Annotated in this window: 14 protein-coding genes; 9 read left to right on the plus strand and 5 right to left on the minus strand. The window is 50.6% G+C overall.

The annotated features are described in order from the left end of the window. Positions 1-41: 41 nt before the first annotated feature. The 8 genes from mnmE to yieF all read left to right on the plus strand — a co-directional run bounded on the left by mnmE (position 42) and on the right by yieF (position 8432). A complete protein-coding gene (gene mnmE, locus A1WG_RS13305; RefSeq protein WP_001282361.1) occupies positions 42-1406 on the plus strand; it encodes a tRNA uridine-5-carboxymethylaminomethyl(34) synthesis GTPase MnmE in 1365 nt (454 codons plus the stop codon). 242 nt (positions 1407-1648) lie between these two features. Next, entirely contained in the window at positions 1649-1723 is a 75-nt protein-coding gene (tnaC, locus tag A1WG_RS0121710) for a tryptophanase leader peptide (protein WP_010377944.1), read from the plus strand. 218 nt (positions 1724-1941) lie between these two features. Beyond that, positions 1942-3357 carry a tryptophanase gene (tnaA, locus tag A1WG_RS13300; protein ID WP_001517426.1) on the plus strand — a complete coding sequence of 472 codons (1416 nt, stop codon included), beginning with the start codon at positions 1942-1944 and terminating at the stop codon, positions 3355-3357. Between the two features lie 91 nt (positions 3358-3448). Further along, entirely contained in the window at positions 3449-4696 is a 1248-nt protein-coding gene (gene tnaB / locus A1WG_RS13295) for a low affinity tryptophan permease TnaB (RefSeq protein WP_001517425.1), read from the plus strand. A 132-nt stretch (positions 4697-4828) separates the two neighbouring features. Continuing rightward, positions 4829-6004 carry a multidrug efflux MFS transporter MdtL gene (gene mdtL / locus A1WG_RS13290; protein WP_000086015.1) on the plus strand — a complete coding sequence of 392 codons (1176 nt, stop codon included), beginning with the start codon at positions 4829-4831 and terminating at the stop codon, positions 6002-6004. Further along, on the plus strand, positions 5979-6938 hold the full coding sequence (gene yidZ, locus A1WG_RS13285; protein WP_001517424.1) for an HTH-type transcriptional regulator YidZ: 960 nt from the start codon (positions 5979-5981) through the stop codon (positions 6936-6938). Before mdtL ends, yidZ begins: the two co-directional genes overlap by 26 nt. A 156-nt stretch (positions 6939-7094) precedes the next feature. Then, the gene (locus A1WG_RS13280) at positions 7095-7844 is read left to right on the plus strand and encodes a 4'-phosphopantetheinyl transferase family protein (RefSeq protein ID WP_001517423.1); all 750 of its coding nucleotides are present in this window, start codon (positions 7095-7097) and stop codon (positions 7842-7844) included. Between the two features lie 21 nt (positions 7845-7865). Next, a complete protein-coding gene (yieF, locus tag A1WG_RS13275) occupies positions 7866-8432 on the plus strand; it encodes a class I chromate reductase YieF (protein WP_001517422.1) in 567 nt (188 codons plus the stop codon). 54 nt (positions 8433-8486) lie between these two features. On the opposite strand, the gene adeP is transcribed toward yieF, so the two are convergent. Further along, positions 8487-9824 carry an adenine permease AdeP gene (gene adeP / locus A1WG_RS13270; RefSeq protein WP_001517421.1) on the minus strand — a complete coding sequence of 446 codons (1338 nt, stop codon included), beginning with the start codon at positions 9822-9824 and terminating at the stop codon, positions 8487-8489. A gap of 166 nt (positions 9825-9990) precedes the next feature. Here adeP and yieH point away from each other — a divergent pair, with 166 nt between their 5' ends. After that, entirely contained in the window at positions 9991-10656 is a 666-nt protein-coding gene (gene yieH, locus A1WG_RS13265) for a 6-phosphogluconate phosphatase (RefSeq protein WP_001517420.1), read from the plus strand. 93 nt (positions 10657-10749) lie between these two features. Here yieH and phoU read toward each other — a convergent pair whose 3' ends face one another. The 4 genes from phoU to pstC form a co-directional block, all read right to left on the minus strand. Next, positions 10750-11475 carry a phosphate signaling complex protein PhoU gene (gene phoU, locus A1WG_RS13260; RefSeq protein ID WP_000377803.1) on the minus strand — a complete coding sequence of 242 codons (726 nt, stop codon included), beginning with the start codon at positions 11473-11475 and terminating at the stop codon, positions 10750-10752. A 14-nt stretch (positions 11476-11489) separates the two neighbouring features. Beyond that, on the minus strand, positions 11490-12263 hold the full coding sequence (gene pstB, locus A1WG_RS13255) for a phosphate ABC transporter ATP-binding protein PstB (RefSeq protein WP_000063126.1): 774 nt from the start codon (positions 12261-12263) through the stop codon (positions 11490-11492). A 90-nt stretch (positions 12264-12353) separates the two neighbouring features. Then, positions 12354-13244 (minus strand): phosphate ABC transporter permease PstA, encoded by an 891-nt coding sequence (pstA, locus tag A1WG_RS13250; RefSeq protein WP_001252002.1) that lies wholly within the window; start codon positions 13242-13244, stop codon positions 12354-12356. After that, positions 13244-14203: a phosphate ABC transporter permease PstC gene (gene pstC / locus A1WG_RS13245; RefSeq protein WP_000741620.1), complete on the minus strand. Its 960-nt coding sequence runs from the start codon at positions 14201-14203 to the stop codon at positions 13244-13246. The genes pstA and pstC overlap by 1 nt, the downstream gene beginning before the upstream one ends. Positions 14204-14209 lie beyond the last annotated feature (6 nt).

Below are 14209 nucleotides of genomic sequence, written 5' to 3' on the forward strand. Positions count from 1 at the left end.
ATAAGCACAGCGCATCCGCCAAACAAAGCAACAGGAACATCATGAGCGATAATGACACTATCGTAGCCCAGGCCACGCCTCCAGGACGTGGCGGTGTGGGTATCCTGCGCATCTCCGGCCTCAAAGCGCGCGAGGTTGCCGAAACCGTGCTGGGTAAGTTACCCAAACCGCGCTACGCCGATTATCTTCCGTTTAAAGACGCCGACGGCAGCGTGCTGGATCAGGGCATCGCGCTATGGTTCCCCGGCCCGAACTCGTTCACCGGCGAAGATGTGCTGGAGCTGCAAGGTCATGGCGGTCCGGTGATCCTCGACCTGCTGTTAAAACGTATCCTGACCATTCCAGGCCTGCGGATTGCCCGCCCAGGTGAGTTTTCAGAGCGCGCATTTCTCAACGATAAACTTGATTTAGCCCAGGCCGAAGCGATTGCGGATCTTATCGACGCCAGCTCCGAACAGGCGGCTCGCTCGGCGCTTAACTCACTGCAAGGCGCATTCTCTGCACGAGTTAATCATCTGGTAGAAGCCCTCACCCACTTGCGCATTTACGTCGAAGCGGCGATTGATTTCCCCGATGAAGAGATCGATTTCCTCTCCGACGGCAAAATTGAAGCCCAGCTTAATGACGTGATTGCCGATCTCGACGCGGTACGCGCCGAAGCACGTCAGGGCAGCCTGCTGCGTGAAGGCATGAAAGTGGTGATTGCCGGGCGTCCTAACGCCGGTAAATCGAGCCTGCTAAACGCGCTGGCGGGCCGTGAAGCCGCTATCGTTACCGATATCGCCGGAACCACGCGTGACGTACTGCGTGAGCATATCCACATTGATGGGATGCCGCTGCATATCATCGATACCGCCGGGTTACGCGAAGCCAGCGACGAAGTCGAACGCATTGGTATCGAGCGCGCATGGCAGGAAATTGAACAGGCCGACCGCGTGCTGTTTATGGTCGATGGCACCACGACAGACGCCGTAGATCCGGCAGAAATCTGGCCGGAATTTATTGCCCGTCTGCCTGCCAAACTGCCGATCACCGTGGTGCGCAATAAAGCCGATATTACTGGCGAAACGCTGGGGATGAGTGAAGTTAACGGCCATGCATTGATTCGCCTCTCAGCACGCACTGGCGAAGGTGTGGACGTTCTGCGTAACCATCTCAAACAGAGCATGGGCTTTGATACCAATATGGAAGGTGGTTTCCTGGCGCGTCGCCGTCACTTACAGGCGCTGGAGCAAGCGGCGGAGCATCTGCAGCAGGGTAAAGCGCAACTGCTGGGCGCATGGGCGGGTGAATTACTGGCGGAAGAACTGCGTCTGGCGCAGCAGAACTTAAGCGAGATCACAGGAGAGTTTACTTCTGACGATCTGCTGGGACGGATTTTCTCCAGCTTCTGTATTGGTAAGTAACCCGCAATTACGAAGCCGCATTCTGATTGTCAGATGCGGTTTCGCTTTCTTGTTGGCACTCTTATTATTAATCAACCCTTTTTATAAAAATTAAACTTCTCACATAATTTATTCTCTTAAAAAGAGCATTTAATATTGCTTCACGACCGTTTGTGATTCGATTCACATTTAAACAATTTCAGAATAGACAAAAATCTTGAGTATTATACTGTAGCGTCGTGTCTTTCGAGGATAAGTGCATTATGAATACCTTACATATATGTGTGACCTCAAAGTGGTTTAATATTGACAACAAGATTGTCGATCACCGCCCTTAATTTGCCCTTCTGTCGCCATCACCAGAGTCAAACCGATTAGATTCAATGTGATCTATGAGTTTGCTATATCTTTATTTTCCTTTTTATCTACGTTATTTCCGTCTTAATTGCTTTATTAAGCTAATAATTGTAGATGTATATATTCTGGAAATTAATAGATATTGCAAATGTAATATTCACAGGGATCATTGCAATTAAAATAAATGAAGGATTATGTAATGGAAAACTTTAAACATCTCCCTGAACCGTTCCGCATTCGTGTTATTGAACCCGTAAAACGTACTACCCGCGCTTATCGTGAAGAAGCGATTATTAAATCCGGTATGAACCCATTTCTGCTGGATAGCGAAGATGTGTTTATCGATTTACTGACCGACAGCGGCACCGGGGCGGTGACGCAGAGTATGCAGGCAGCGATGATGCGCGGCGACGAAGCCTATAGCGGCAGTCGTAGCTACTATGCATTAGCTGAGTCAGTAAAAAATATCTTTGGTTATCAATACACCATTCCAACGCACCAGGGCCGAGGTGCAGAGCAAATCTATATTCCGGTACTGATTAAAAAGCGTGAGCAGGAAAAAGGCCTGGATCGCAGCAAAATGGTGGCGTTCTCTAACTATTTCTTCGACACCACTCAGGGCCATAGCCAGATTAACGGCTGTACCGTACGCAACGTCTATATCAAAGAAGCCTTCGATACTGGCGTGCGTTATGACTTTAAAGGTAACTTTGACCTTGAAGGATTAGAACGCGGTATTGAAGAAGTTGGCCCGAATAATGTGCCATATATCGTCGCGACCATCACCAGTAACTCCGCAGGCGGCCAGCCGGTTTCACTGGCGAACATGAAAGCGATGTACAGCATTGCGAAGAAATATGACATTCCAGTGGTAATGGACTCCGCACGCTTTGCCGAAAACGCCTATTTCATCAAACAGCGCGAAGCGGAATATAAAGACTGGACTATCGAGCAGATCACCCGTGAAACCTACAAATATGCCGATATGCTGGCGATGTCCGCCAAGAAAGATGCGATGGTGCCAATGGGTGGCCTGCTGTGCGTGAAAGATGACAGCTTCTTCGATGTCTACACCGAGTGCAGAACTCTTTGCGTGGTGCAGGAAGGCTTCCCGACATATGGCGGTCTGGAAGGCGGCGCAATGGAACGTCTGGCGGTAGGTCTGTATGACGGCATGAATCTGGACTGGCTGGCCTATCGTATTGCGCAGGTGCAGTATCTGGTCGATGGCCTGGAAGAGATTGGCGTAGTGTGTCAGCAGGCGGGCGGTCACGCGGCATTCGTGGATGCCGGTAAACTGTTGCCGCATATCCCTGCAGACCAGTTTCCGGCACAGGCGCTGGCCTGCGAGCTGTATAAAGTCGCGGGGATTCGTGCGGTAGAAATTGGGTCTTTCCTGTTAGGTCGCGATCCGAAAACCGGTAAACAATTACCATGTCCGGCTGAGCTGCTGCGTTTAACCATTCCACGCGCAACTTATACGCAAACACATATGGACTTCATTATTGAAGCCTTCAAACATGTGAAAGAGAACGCGGCAAATATTAAAGGGTTAACCTTTACATACGAACCCAAAGTATTACGTCACTTCACCGCAAAACTGAAAGAAGTTTAATTAATATACTCAGAGTGGCTATAAGGATGTTAGCCACTCTTATTCTCTACATCCTCAATAACAAAAATAGCCTTCCTCTAAAGGTGGCATCATGACTGAACAATCAGAAAAAAAACACTCTGCATTTTGGGGTGTCATGGTTATAGCGGGTACAGTAATTGGTGGAGGTATGTTTGCTTTACCTGTTGATCTAGCTGGTGCCTGGTTTTTTTGGGGCGCATTTATCCTCATCATTGCCTGGTTTTCAATGCTACATTCTGGGTTATTGTTATTAGAAGCAAATTTAAATTATCCCGTCGGCTCCAGTTTTAATACCATCACCAAAGATTTAATCGGTAACACCTGGAACATTATTAGTGGTATTACGGTTGCTTTCGTTCTCTATATTCTCACCTACGCCTATATCTCCGCTAACGGCGCAATCATTAGCGAAACGATATCGATGAATTTCGGCTATCACGCTAATCCTCGCATTGTTGGGATCTGCACGGCCATTTTCGTCGCCAGCGTACTGTGGATAAGTTCGTTAGCCGCCAGTCGTATTACCTCGTTGTTTCTCGGCCTGAAAATTATCTCCTTTGTGATTGTGTTTGGTTCTTTCTTCTTCCAGGTCGATTATTCCATTCTGCGCGATGCCACCAGCACGACTTCGGGGACGTCTTACTTCCCGTATATCTTTATGGCTTTGCCGGTATGCCTGGCGTCATTTGGTTTCCACGGCAATATTCCCAGCCTGATTATTTGCTATGGCAAACGCAAAGATAAGCTAATCAAAAGCGTGATCTTCGGTTCGCTGCTGGCGTTGGTGATTTATCTCTTCTGGCTGTATTGCACAATGGGGAATATTCCGCGAGAAAGCTTTAAGGCGATTATCTCTTCGGGCGGCAATGTTGATTCGCTGGTAAAATCGTTCCTCGGCACCAAACAGCATGGCATTATCGAGTTTTGCCTGCTGGTGTTCTCAAACTTAGCTGTTGCCAGTTCATTTTTTGGCGTCACGCTGGGGCTGTTCGATTATCTGGCGGATCTGTTTAAGATTGATAACTCCCACGCCGGACGTTGCAAAACCGTGCTGTTAACCTTCCTGCCACCCGCTTTGTTGTATCTGGTCTTCCCTAATGGCTTTATTTACGGGATCGGCGGTGCCGGGTTGTGCGCCACCATCTGGGCGGTGATTATCCCCGCGGTACTGGCTATCAAAGCCCGCAAGAAATTTCCCAACCAGATATTCACAGTTTGGGGCGGTAATCTTATTCCGGCGATTGTTATTCTCTTTGGCATAACCGTGATTTTGTGCTGGTTTGGTAACGTCTTTAATGTGTTACCCAAATTTGGTTAAGCACTTCAAAAAGCCAGCGGTCATTCGCTGGCTTTTTGCCTGTCAGGAAATCACTCATGTCCAAATGGCAACTCGCCTGATTCTCTTTCACCACGTATGCTTTGCGTCACCTTACCGTCAGGACGCTAGCCCATGTCCCGTTTTTTGATTTGTAGTTTTGCTCTGGTTTTACTTTATCCCGCAGGTATTGATATGTATCTGGTCGGCTTGCCACGCATTGCCGCCGATCTCAATGCCAGCGAAGCGCAGTTGCATATAGCTTTCTCGGTTTATCTGGCGGGGATGGCGGCAGCAATGCTGTTTGCCGGTAAAGTGGCCGATCGTTCAGGAAGAAAACCTGTCGCCATTCCCGGCGCGGCGCTATTTATTATCGCCTCTGTGCTCTGTTCACTGTCTGAAACCAGCACGCTATTTCTTGTCGGACGCTTTATGCAAGGGCTGGGCGCTGGCTGCTGTTATGTCGTCGCATTCGCGATTTTACGCGACACGCTGGATGATCGACGCAGAGCAAAAGTGCTGTCATTGCTCAATGGTATTACCTGCATCATTCCGGTGTTAGCTCCGGTACTCGGGCACCTGATTATGCTCAAATTTCCGTGGCAGAGCCTGTTCTGGACAATGGCGATGATGGGCATCACTGTACTCATGTTGTCTTTGTTTATTTTAAAAGAAACACGCCCTGCTGCGCCTGCTGCTTCGGACAGACCACGAGAGAATACCGAGTCGCTGCTTAATCGTTTTTTCCTTAGCCGTGTGCTTATCACCACTCTCAGCGTTTCCGTGATTCTTACCTTCGTGAATACGTCGCCTGTATTGATGATGGAAATTATGGGCTTCGAACGTGGTGAATACGCCACCATTATGGCGTTAACCGCAGGCGTCAGCATGACCGTTTCGTTTTCCACGCCGTTTGCATTGGGAATTTTTAAGCCGCGCACACTGATGATCACCTCGCAAATGTTATTCCTGGCGGCGGGTATCATCCTTGCAGTTTCGCCTTCCCATGCGGTTTCGCTGTTTGGCATCACACTGATTTGCGCCGGTTTCTCAGTGGGCTTCGGCGTGGCAATGAGCCAGGCATTAGGCCCGTTTTCATTACGCGCAGGCGTGGCCAGCTCGACGTTAGGCATTGCACAGGTTTGTGGCTCGTCACTGTGGATTTGGCTGGCAGCAGTGATTGGCATCAGCGCCTGGAATATGCTGATCGGGATTCTGATTGCCTGTAGCATAGTAAGCCTGTTGCTGATTATGCTCGTCGCACCTGGACGCCCTGTTGCCGCTCATGAAGAAATCCATCACCACGCTTGATCTCAATTTACTGCTCTGCCTGCAATTACTGATGCAGGAGCGCAGCGTGACCAAAGCGGCGAAGCGGATGAACGTAACACCTTCGGCAGTGAGTAAATCGCTGGCAAAGCTTCGGACATGGTTTGATGATCCGCTCTTTGTGAACTCCCCGTTGGGTCTGACGCCCACACCGCTGATGGTCAGCATGGAGCAAAATCTGGCGGAGTGGATGCAAATGAGCAATCAACTGCTGGACAAACCGCATCATGAAACGCCGCGCGGCCTGAAATTTGAGCTGGCGGCGGAGTCGCCGCTGATGATGATCATGTTTAATGCGCTATCGAAACAGATCTACCAGCGTTACCCCCAGGCGACTATTAAATTACGTAACTGGGATTACGATTCGCTGGATGCCATTACTCGTGGTGAAGTGGATATCGGTTTTTCCGGGCGTGAAAGTCATCCACGCTCCCGGGAACTGCTAAGTTCACTGCCGTTATCCATTGATTATGAAGTGCTATTTAGCGATTTACCCTGCGTCTGGCTGCGTAAAGATCATCCGGTGCTGAATGAAGCGTGGAACCTGGACTCGTTTCTGCGTTATCCGCATATCAGCATTTGCTGGGAACAGAGCGATACCTGGGCGCTGGACAATGTATTGCAAGAATCAGGACGCGAACGCACGATTGCTATGAGTCTACCGGAATTTGAGCAGGCGCTATTTATGGCGGCGCAGCCTGACAATCTGCTACTGGCGACCGCGCCACGCTACTGTCAGTACTACAACCAGCTCCACCAGCTTCCGCTGGTTGCTCTCCCTCTCCCGTTTGATGAAATCCAGCAAAAAAAGCTGGAAGTACCGTTTACTCTGCTGTGGCACAAACGGAATAGCCATAACCCGAAGATTGTCTGGTTACGAGAAACCATTAAAAATCTTTACGCCTCGATGGCATAATCAAGTTGTATGAAATACGACCATATCTCGCGTTTAAATGTAAAATATATGTAATAAGTTTATCCGAATCGAACTTTTCGCCGCTTTAGTCTGTCCATAGTTCCAGTAAATGATTACTCTTGTATTCATAATGGACCATTAAGCATGGAGCGAAAAATGGCGACTCACTTTGCCCGAGGAACGTTAACGGAAGGACATCTGATATCTGTTCGCCTACCCTCGCAGTGTCATCAAGAAACCCAAAATATTCCCCCTCATCGTCAAAGCCGTTTCCTGGCGTCCAGAGGTTTACTCGCAGAACTGATGTTCATGCTGTATGGCATTAGTGAATTGCCGGAAATCGTTACCCAGGCTAAAGGAAAGCCAGTTTTCCGCGATAAAAGTTTGCCATCATTTTCAATATCCTATGCCGGAAATATCGTCGGTGTGGCGTTAACAACCGAAGGCGAATGCGGCCTCGATATGGAACTCCAGCGCGCGACACGCGGGTTTCATAGCCCCCATGCACCCGATAACCCTATTTTTTCCAGCAATGAATCGTTATGGATCAGCAAACAGAACGATCCTAACGAAGCACGAGCGCAACTCATTACTTTGCGTCGAAGCGTGCTAAAACTTACCGGCGATGTACTAAATGACGACCCGCGCGATCTGCAATTGATGCCCATTGCGGGACGCCTGAAATGTGCCCATCTCAATCATGTAGAAGTATTATGCGACGCAGAGGACGTGCTGGTGTGGTCCGTGGCAGTCACTCCGGCAATTGAAAAGCTCAATGTCTGGGAGTTTGATGGCAAACAAGGCTGGAAAAGCCTGCCTGATATTCACAACCGTGCCAACAACCCCACCAGCCGGATGATGCGTTTTGCCCAGCTTTCTACCGTGAAGTCTTTTTCGCCAAATTAATAAACAACCACAGGAGTCATCATGTCTGAAAAATTGAAGGTGGTTACGTTATTGGGGAGCCTGCGTAAAGGTTCATTTAATGGCATGGTTGCACGTACGCTGCCGAAAATTGCCCCGGCGGGTATGGAAGTCAACGCGTTGCCTTCCATTGCCGATATTCCCCTGTATGACGCAGATGTTCAGCAGGAAGAAGGCTTTCCCGCGACAGTTGAAGCTCTGGCGGAACAGATCCGTCAGGCTGACGGTGTGGTGATTGTCACGCCGGAATATAACTACTCGGTGCCGGGTGGGCTGAAAAATGCCATCGACTGGCTATCTCGCCTGCCGGATCAACCGTTGGCCGGTAAACCGGTGCTGATTCAGACCAGTTCAATGGGTGTGATTGGCGGCGCACGTTGTCAGTATCACCTGCGCCAGATTCTGGTCTTCCTCGATGCGATGGTAATGAACAAACCTGAGTTTATGGGCGGCGTGATTCAGAACAAAGTCGATCCGCAAACCAGAGAGGTGATTGATCAGGGAACGCTGGATCACCTGGCCGGGCAGTTAACTGCGTTTGGCGAGTTTATTCAGCGGGTGAAAATCTAAATAAAAAACCCGCCAGCAATAACGCATGGCGGGTTTTTTAGCGTGCTATCGATTTTAATGAGCGTCAATAAACACAATTTTCAGGATAAACAGCAGTGCAACGATGACTACGCACGGGCTTAGATCACGCAGACGTCCTGTGCCGATCTTCATCACGCAGTAGGAGATAAAGCCCAGCGCGATACCTTCGGTAATCGAGAAACTGAACGGCATCATCACAGCGGTAATAAACGCCGGAACGGATTCAGTCAGATCCTGCCATTTCACGCGTGCTAAACTGGAAGTCATCAGTACGCCAACGTAAATCAGCGCACCAGCAGCAGCATAGCCAGGCACCATTCCCGCCAGCGGCGACAAGAAGATAACCAGCAGGAACAGCAAACCAACAACCACTGCCGTCAGACCGGTACGACCGCCAACGGAAACACCAGAAGAAGATTCAATATACGCCGTGACAGAAGATGTACCGATAAACGAACCGGTAACAGAAGAGATACTGTCGACATACAGCGCCTGCTTCATGCGCGGGAATTTACCCTTTTCATCAGCCAGACCCGCCTTATCGGTCACGCCAATCAGGGTGCCGGAGGAGTCAAACAGGTTGACCAGCATGAAAGAGAAAATTACGCCTGCCAGGCCGAGGTTAAACGACCCGGCCAAATCCACGTGCCCCACCACCGTCATTACGCTCGGTGGCGCAGAGACGATGCCGTTGTAGTGCACATCACCCAGCATCCAGCCCAGAAGCGTCGTCACCACGATGGAAACCAGCACCGCCGCGTGAATGTTGCGCGAGGCCAGAATAGCAATGATGAAGAAGCCGAGGATACCCAGCAGTACGCTGTGAGATGTCAGGTTACCGATACTCACCAGCGTTTCCGGGTTAGCAACAATCACCCCCGCGTTTTTCAGCCCCATCATACCAATGAACAGACCGATACCGCTGGTAATGCCCACACGCAGACTTACTGGAATGTTGGCAATAATCCAGTAGCGAACGCGGAAAATAGTCAGCAGCAGCAGACCAATCGCGCCCCAGAAAATTGCGCCCATCCCGACTTGCCACGGCAAGCCCATCGCCTGCACCACTACAAAAGCGAAGAACGCGTTCAGGCCCATAGCGGGAGCCAGCGCGACTGGCAGGTTAGCAAACAGCCCCATCAGAATACTGCCGAACGCAGCAATCAGACAGGTGGTGACGAAGACGGCGCTGGTGTCCATGCCAGCTACGCCAAGAATTTGCGGGTTAACAAAAACGATGTAAACCATCGTCAGGAAAGTGGTAAAACCGGCGATCACTTCGGTCCGTGCCGTCGTGCCATGTTCGCGCAGTTTAAACACGCGTTCCAGCATCCCCTGGCCAGAAGCCTGGGTTGTGTGTTGTTGACTCATTATCTATTTCCGAACAAGGAGGGAAAATCCGTCGCTATCCTATACCAAAATGAGACAATATGGACGGCTGAAGATAACTTTTTTTAATTGTACTTGCTTATACGGCAACGATTGCGTCACTCAAATCTGCATGACGAAAACGTTAAACTAACGATAAAGGAAAGACATGTCCCAGATAGAAGCGATATTTTTCGACTGCGACGGTACGCTGGTCGACAGCGAGGTTATTTGCTCTCGTGCCTATGTCACGATGTTCAAAGAGTTTGGCATTAACGTTGACCTTGAAGAGATTTTTACCCGCTTTAAAGGCGTAAAACTCTACGAAATCATCGACATCATTAGCAAAGAACAGGGCGTAGAAATAGTCCGTGCCGATGCCGAACACGTTTATCGTGCAGAGGTGGCGCGTCTGTTTGATAGCGAACTGGAGGTGATTGCGGGAGCAAACGCCTTACTGGAAAGCGTGAAAGTGCCGATGTGCGTCGTCTCTAACGGTCCGGTCAACAAAATGCAGCATTCACTCGGCAAGCTCAACATGCTGCACTATTTCCCGGAAAAACTGTTCAGCGGTTACGACATTCAGCGTTGGAAACCCGATCCGGCATTAATGTTCCACGCCGCAAAAGCAATGAATGTGAACGTTGAAAACTGCATTCTGGTCGATGACTCCAGCGCAGGAGCACAGTCAGGAATCGATGCCGGTATGGAAGTGTTTTACTTCTGCGCTGACCCGCACAATAAGCCGATTGTTCATCCGAAAGTCACTACCTTTACCCATCTTTCGCAGTTGCCGGAACTGTGGAAGGCGCGTGGCTGGGATATTACACGGTAAATAAAGAAACCCGGTGATATGTTCACCGGGCAGATTACATATTCACATTTTGCCGGATGCGGCGTAAACGCCTTATCCGTCCTACAGTTAGCGTTACTTTTTCGGTTCTTTTTCTGCCAGCAGTTTATCCAGCTCATCACCGCCTACGTGGCGGAAATCTTGCCCCTTCACGTAGTAGAAGATGTATTCGCAGATATTCTGGCAGCGGTCACCAATACGTTCGATGGAGCGTGCACAGAACAGCGCGGTAAGTACGCTCGGAATGGTGCGCGAATCTTCCATCATGTAGGTCATCAGTTGACGAACAATACCTTCGTACTCCTGATCAACTTTTTTATCTTCACGATAGATTCGCACGGCTTCGTCAATGTCCATGCGCGCGAACGCGTCCAGCACGTCGTGCAGCATTTGGATGGTGTGACGCCCCAGCGACTCCAGACTGACTAACAATGGCTGATGCTGCTGGGAGAATTTCTCCAGCGCAGTACGGCAGATTTTGTCCGCCACATCACCAATACGCTCCAGCTCAGCGATAGTTTTACTGATCACCATCACCAGACGCAGGTCGCTCGCCGTCGGCTGACGTTTGGCAATAATGCGCACGCAGGCTTCATCGATCGCCACTTCCATCATGTTGACGTTTTTGTCGCCTTCGATCACGCGCTTCGCCAGATCGCTGTCCTGGTTGTGCATCGCAGTGATGGCATCGGTAAGCTGTTGCTCCACCATCCCGCCCATGGTCATCACCTGCGTGCGGATGCTTTCCAGTTCGGCGTTGAACTGGCCGGAAATATGTTTATTAAGATTGAGACTGTCCATAACGCACTCCTGAATCAACCGTAACGACCGGTGATGTAGTCTTCTGTTTGTTTCTTCGCTGGCTTGGTGAACAGATCGTCCGTGTTGCTGAACTCAATCAATTCGCCCAGGTACATAAACGCCGTGTGGTCAGAACAACGCGCAGCCTGCTGCATGTTGTGAGTTACGATCACTACGGTGTAATCCTGCTTCAATTCGGTGATCAGCTCTTCAATACGCCCGGTGGAGATAGGGTCGAGTGCCGAACACGGTTCATCGAGCAACAACACTTCCGGGCGAATAGCGATACCACGCGCAATGCACAGACGTTGTTGCTGACCACCAGAGAGAGAGTAACCACTCTGGTGTAATTTATCTTTGGTTTCGTTCCACAATGCGGCCTTGGTCAATGCCCACTGTACACGCTCGTCCATGTCGGCACGGGAGAGTTTCTCAAACAGACGGACACCAAAGGCAATGTTGTCGTAAATGGACATCGGGAACGGCGTCGGTTTCTGGAACACCATGCCCACTTTCGCACGCAGCAGGGCGATATCCTGAGTGTTGGTCAGGATGTTGTCGCCATCAAGCAGAATTTCACCTTCCGCACGCTGCTCCGGATACAGTTCAAACATTTTGTTGAAGGTACGCAGCAGCGTCGATTTACCGCAGCCAGACGGCCCGATAAACGCCGTAACCTGGTTTTTAGCGATATCCAGGTTGATGTTTTTCAGGGCATGGAATTTGCCGTAGTAGAAGTTCAAATTACGAACCTGAATTTTACTCGGGGCAGTTTCAACCATACTCATTGCAATCTTTTCCTCATCGTGCCTGATGCACTTCGCTAATCAGGCTTACCGTAGGCCGGATAAGGCGTTCACGCCGCATCCGGCAAAGTGTTAACCGTGTTTATTCTTGGCAAAAACAACGCGCGCCAGAATGTTCAGCAGCAGTACGCACAGGGTAATGATCAACACACCAGCCCAGGCCAGTTGCTGCCATTCCGCAAACGGGCTCATCGCGAACTTAAAGATCGTTACCGGCAGGTTAGCGATCGGCTGCATCATGTCCGTGCTCCAGAACTGGTTGGAGAGCGCGGTAAACAGCAGCGGCGCGGTTTCACCCGCAATACGAGCAATCGCCAGCAGAATACCGGTCATAATCCCGGAGACCGACGCTTTCAGAGTAATCGCGGAGATCATCTTCCACTTCGGCGTCCCCAGCGCATAAGCCGCTTCACGCAGGCTGTCCGGCACCAGTTTCAGCATGTTCTCGGTGGTGCGGATAACAATCGGCACCTGCAACAGTGCCAGGGCAATCACGCCAGCCCAACCGGAGAAGTGCTCCATCTGAGCCACCACGATGGTATAAACAAACAGACCAACAACAATCGACGGCGCGGAGAGCAGAATGTCGTTAATGAAGCGAATAACTTCAGCCAGCCAGGATTTACGTCCATATTCCGCCAGATAAATCCCCGCCATAATCCCCAGCGGCGTACCGAATACCGTGGCCCACAAAATTAACAGGCCGCTACCCGCCAGGGCGTTCGCAAGGCCACCACCTTCTGTATTTGGCGGCGGCGTCATTTCGGTGAACAGCGCCAGAGACATACCGTCGATACCGCGGGTGATGGTGGACATTAAAATCCAGATCAGCCAGAACAGACCGAAAGCCATCGTCGCCATTGAGAGCGTCAGCGCAATACGGTTTTTGAGGCGGCGACGCGCCTGCATTTTGCGGCGGGATTCTGCCAGCGCCGCGGTAGTTTGTGTTTCAACCATAGCCATTAGCGTGCCCCCTCATTCTTAGCCAGGCGCATAATCATAAACTTCGATGCGGCCAGGACGATGAAGGTAATCACAAACAGGATCAGGCCGAGTTCCATCAGTGCAGCCACGTGCAGACCGGATTCTGCTTCCGCAAATTCGTTCGCCAACGCGGAAGTAATACTGTTACCTGGCATATACAGCGAGGCGCTGTCGAGCTGGTAGGTGTTACCGATGATAAAGGTCACCGCCATCGTTTCACCGAGCGCGCGCCCCAGACCCAGCATAATGCCGCCGATCACACCATTTTTGGTGAACGGAAGAACGATACGCCAGATAACTTCCCAGGTGGTGCAGCCGATACCGTAGGCTGACTCTTTCATCATCACCGGGGTTTGTTCGAAGACATCGCGCATTACCGCCGCAATGTACGGAATGATCATAATGGCGAGGATCACGCCCGCCGCGAGGATACCGATACCAAATGCCGGGCCGGAGAACAGCGCGCCAACAATCGGGATATTCGACATGATATTGCCGACTGGTTCCTGGAAGTAGACGGCAAACAGCGGTGCAAAAATAAACAGCCCCCACATGCCGTAAACGATACTTGGAATGGCTGCCAGCAGTTCAATGGCGATACCCAGCGGGCGCTTCAGCCAGCCTGGCGCAAGCTCTGTCAGGAACAGGGCAATCCCGAAACTCACCGGGACGGCGATCAGCAGCGCGATAAACGAAGTCACCAGCGTACCGTAGATCGGCACCAGCGCCCCGTAAATATCGTTCGGCGCATCCCACTCTTTGGTCCACAGGAAAGCCAGACCAAATTTCTGAATGCTCGGCCAGGAGGAGATGATCAGAGAGACAATAATGCCACCCAACATCAATAGCACAATCAGCGCCGCCAGTTTTACCAGCACGCTGAAAATTATGTCGCCCTTTTTACCCGGTGGGTTAAAAGCAGGCTTGGTTGCAGCCATAAGTTA

Origin of the sequence: Escherichia sp. KTE96 (genome assembly GCF_000408525.1) — a bacterium.
GTDB lineage: Bacteria > Pseudomonadota > Gammaproteobacteria > Enterobacterales > Enterobacteriaceae > Escherichia > Escherichia marmotae.

Coding starts and splice junctions, on each gene's coding strand:
- mnmE (WP_001282361.1), top strand. CDS start 42: ATGAGCGATAATGACACTATCGTAGCCCAGGCCACGCCTCCAGGACGT.
- tnaA (WP_001517426.1), top strand. CDS start 1,942: ATGGAAAACTTTAAACATCTCCCTGAACCGTTCCGCATTCGTGTTATT.
- tnaB (WP_001517425.1), top strand. CDS start 3,449: ATGACTGAACAATCAGAAAAAAAACACTCTGCATTTTGGGGTGTCATG.
- mdtL (WP_000086015.1), top strand. CDS start 4,829: ATGTCCCGTTTTTTGATTTGTAGTTTTGCTCTGGTTTTACTTTATCCC.
- yidZ (WP_001517424.1), top strand. CDS start 5,979: ATGAAGAAATCCATCACCACGCTTGATCTCAATTTACTGCTCTGCCTG.
- A1WG_RS13280 (WP_001517423.1), top strand. CDS start 7,095: ATGGCGACTCACTTTGCCCGAGGAACGTTAACGGAAGGACATCTGATA.
- yieF (WP_001517422.1), top strand. CDS start 7,866: ATGTCTGAAAAATTGAAGGTGGTTACGTTATTGGGGAGCCTGCGTAAA.
- adeP (WP_001517421.1), bottom strand. CDS start 9,824: ATGAGTCAACAACACACAACCCAGGCTTCTGGCCAGGGGATGCTGGAA.
- yieH (WP_001517420.1), top strand. CDS start 9,991: ATGTCCCAGATAGAAGCGATATTTTTCGACTGCGACGGTACGCTGGTC.
- phoU (WP_000377803.1), bottom strand. CDS start 11,475: ATGGACAGTCTCAATCTTAATAAACATATTTCCGGCCAGTTCAACGCC.
- pstB (WP_000063126.1), bottom strand. CDS start 12,263: ATGAGTATGGTTGAAACTGCCCCGAGTAAAATTCAGGTTCGTAATTTG.
- pstA (WP_001252002.1), bottom strand. CDS start 13,244: ATGGCTATGGTTGAAACACAAACTACCGCGGCGCTGGCAGAATCCCGC.
- pstC (WP_000741620.1), bottom strand. CDS start 14,203: ATGGCTGCAACCAAGCCTGCTTTTAACCCACCGGGTAAAAAGGGCGAC.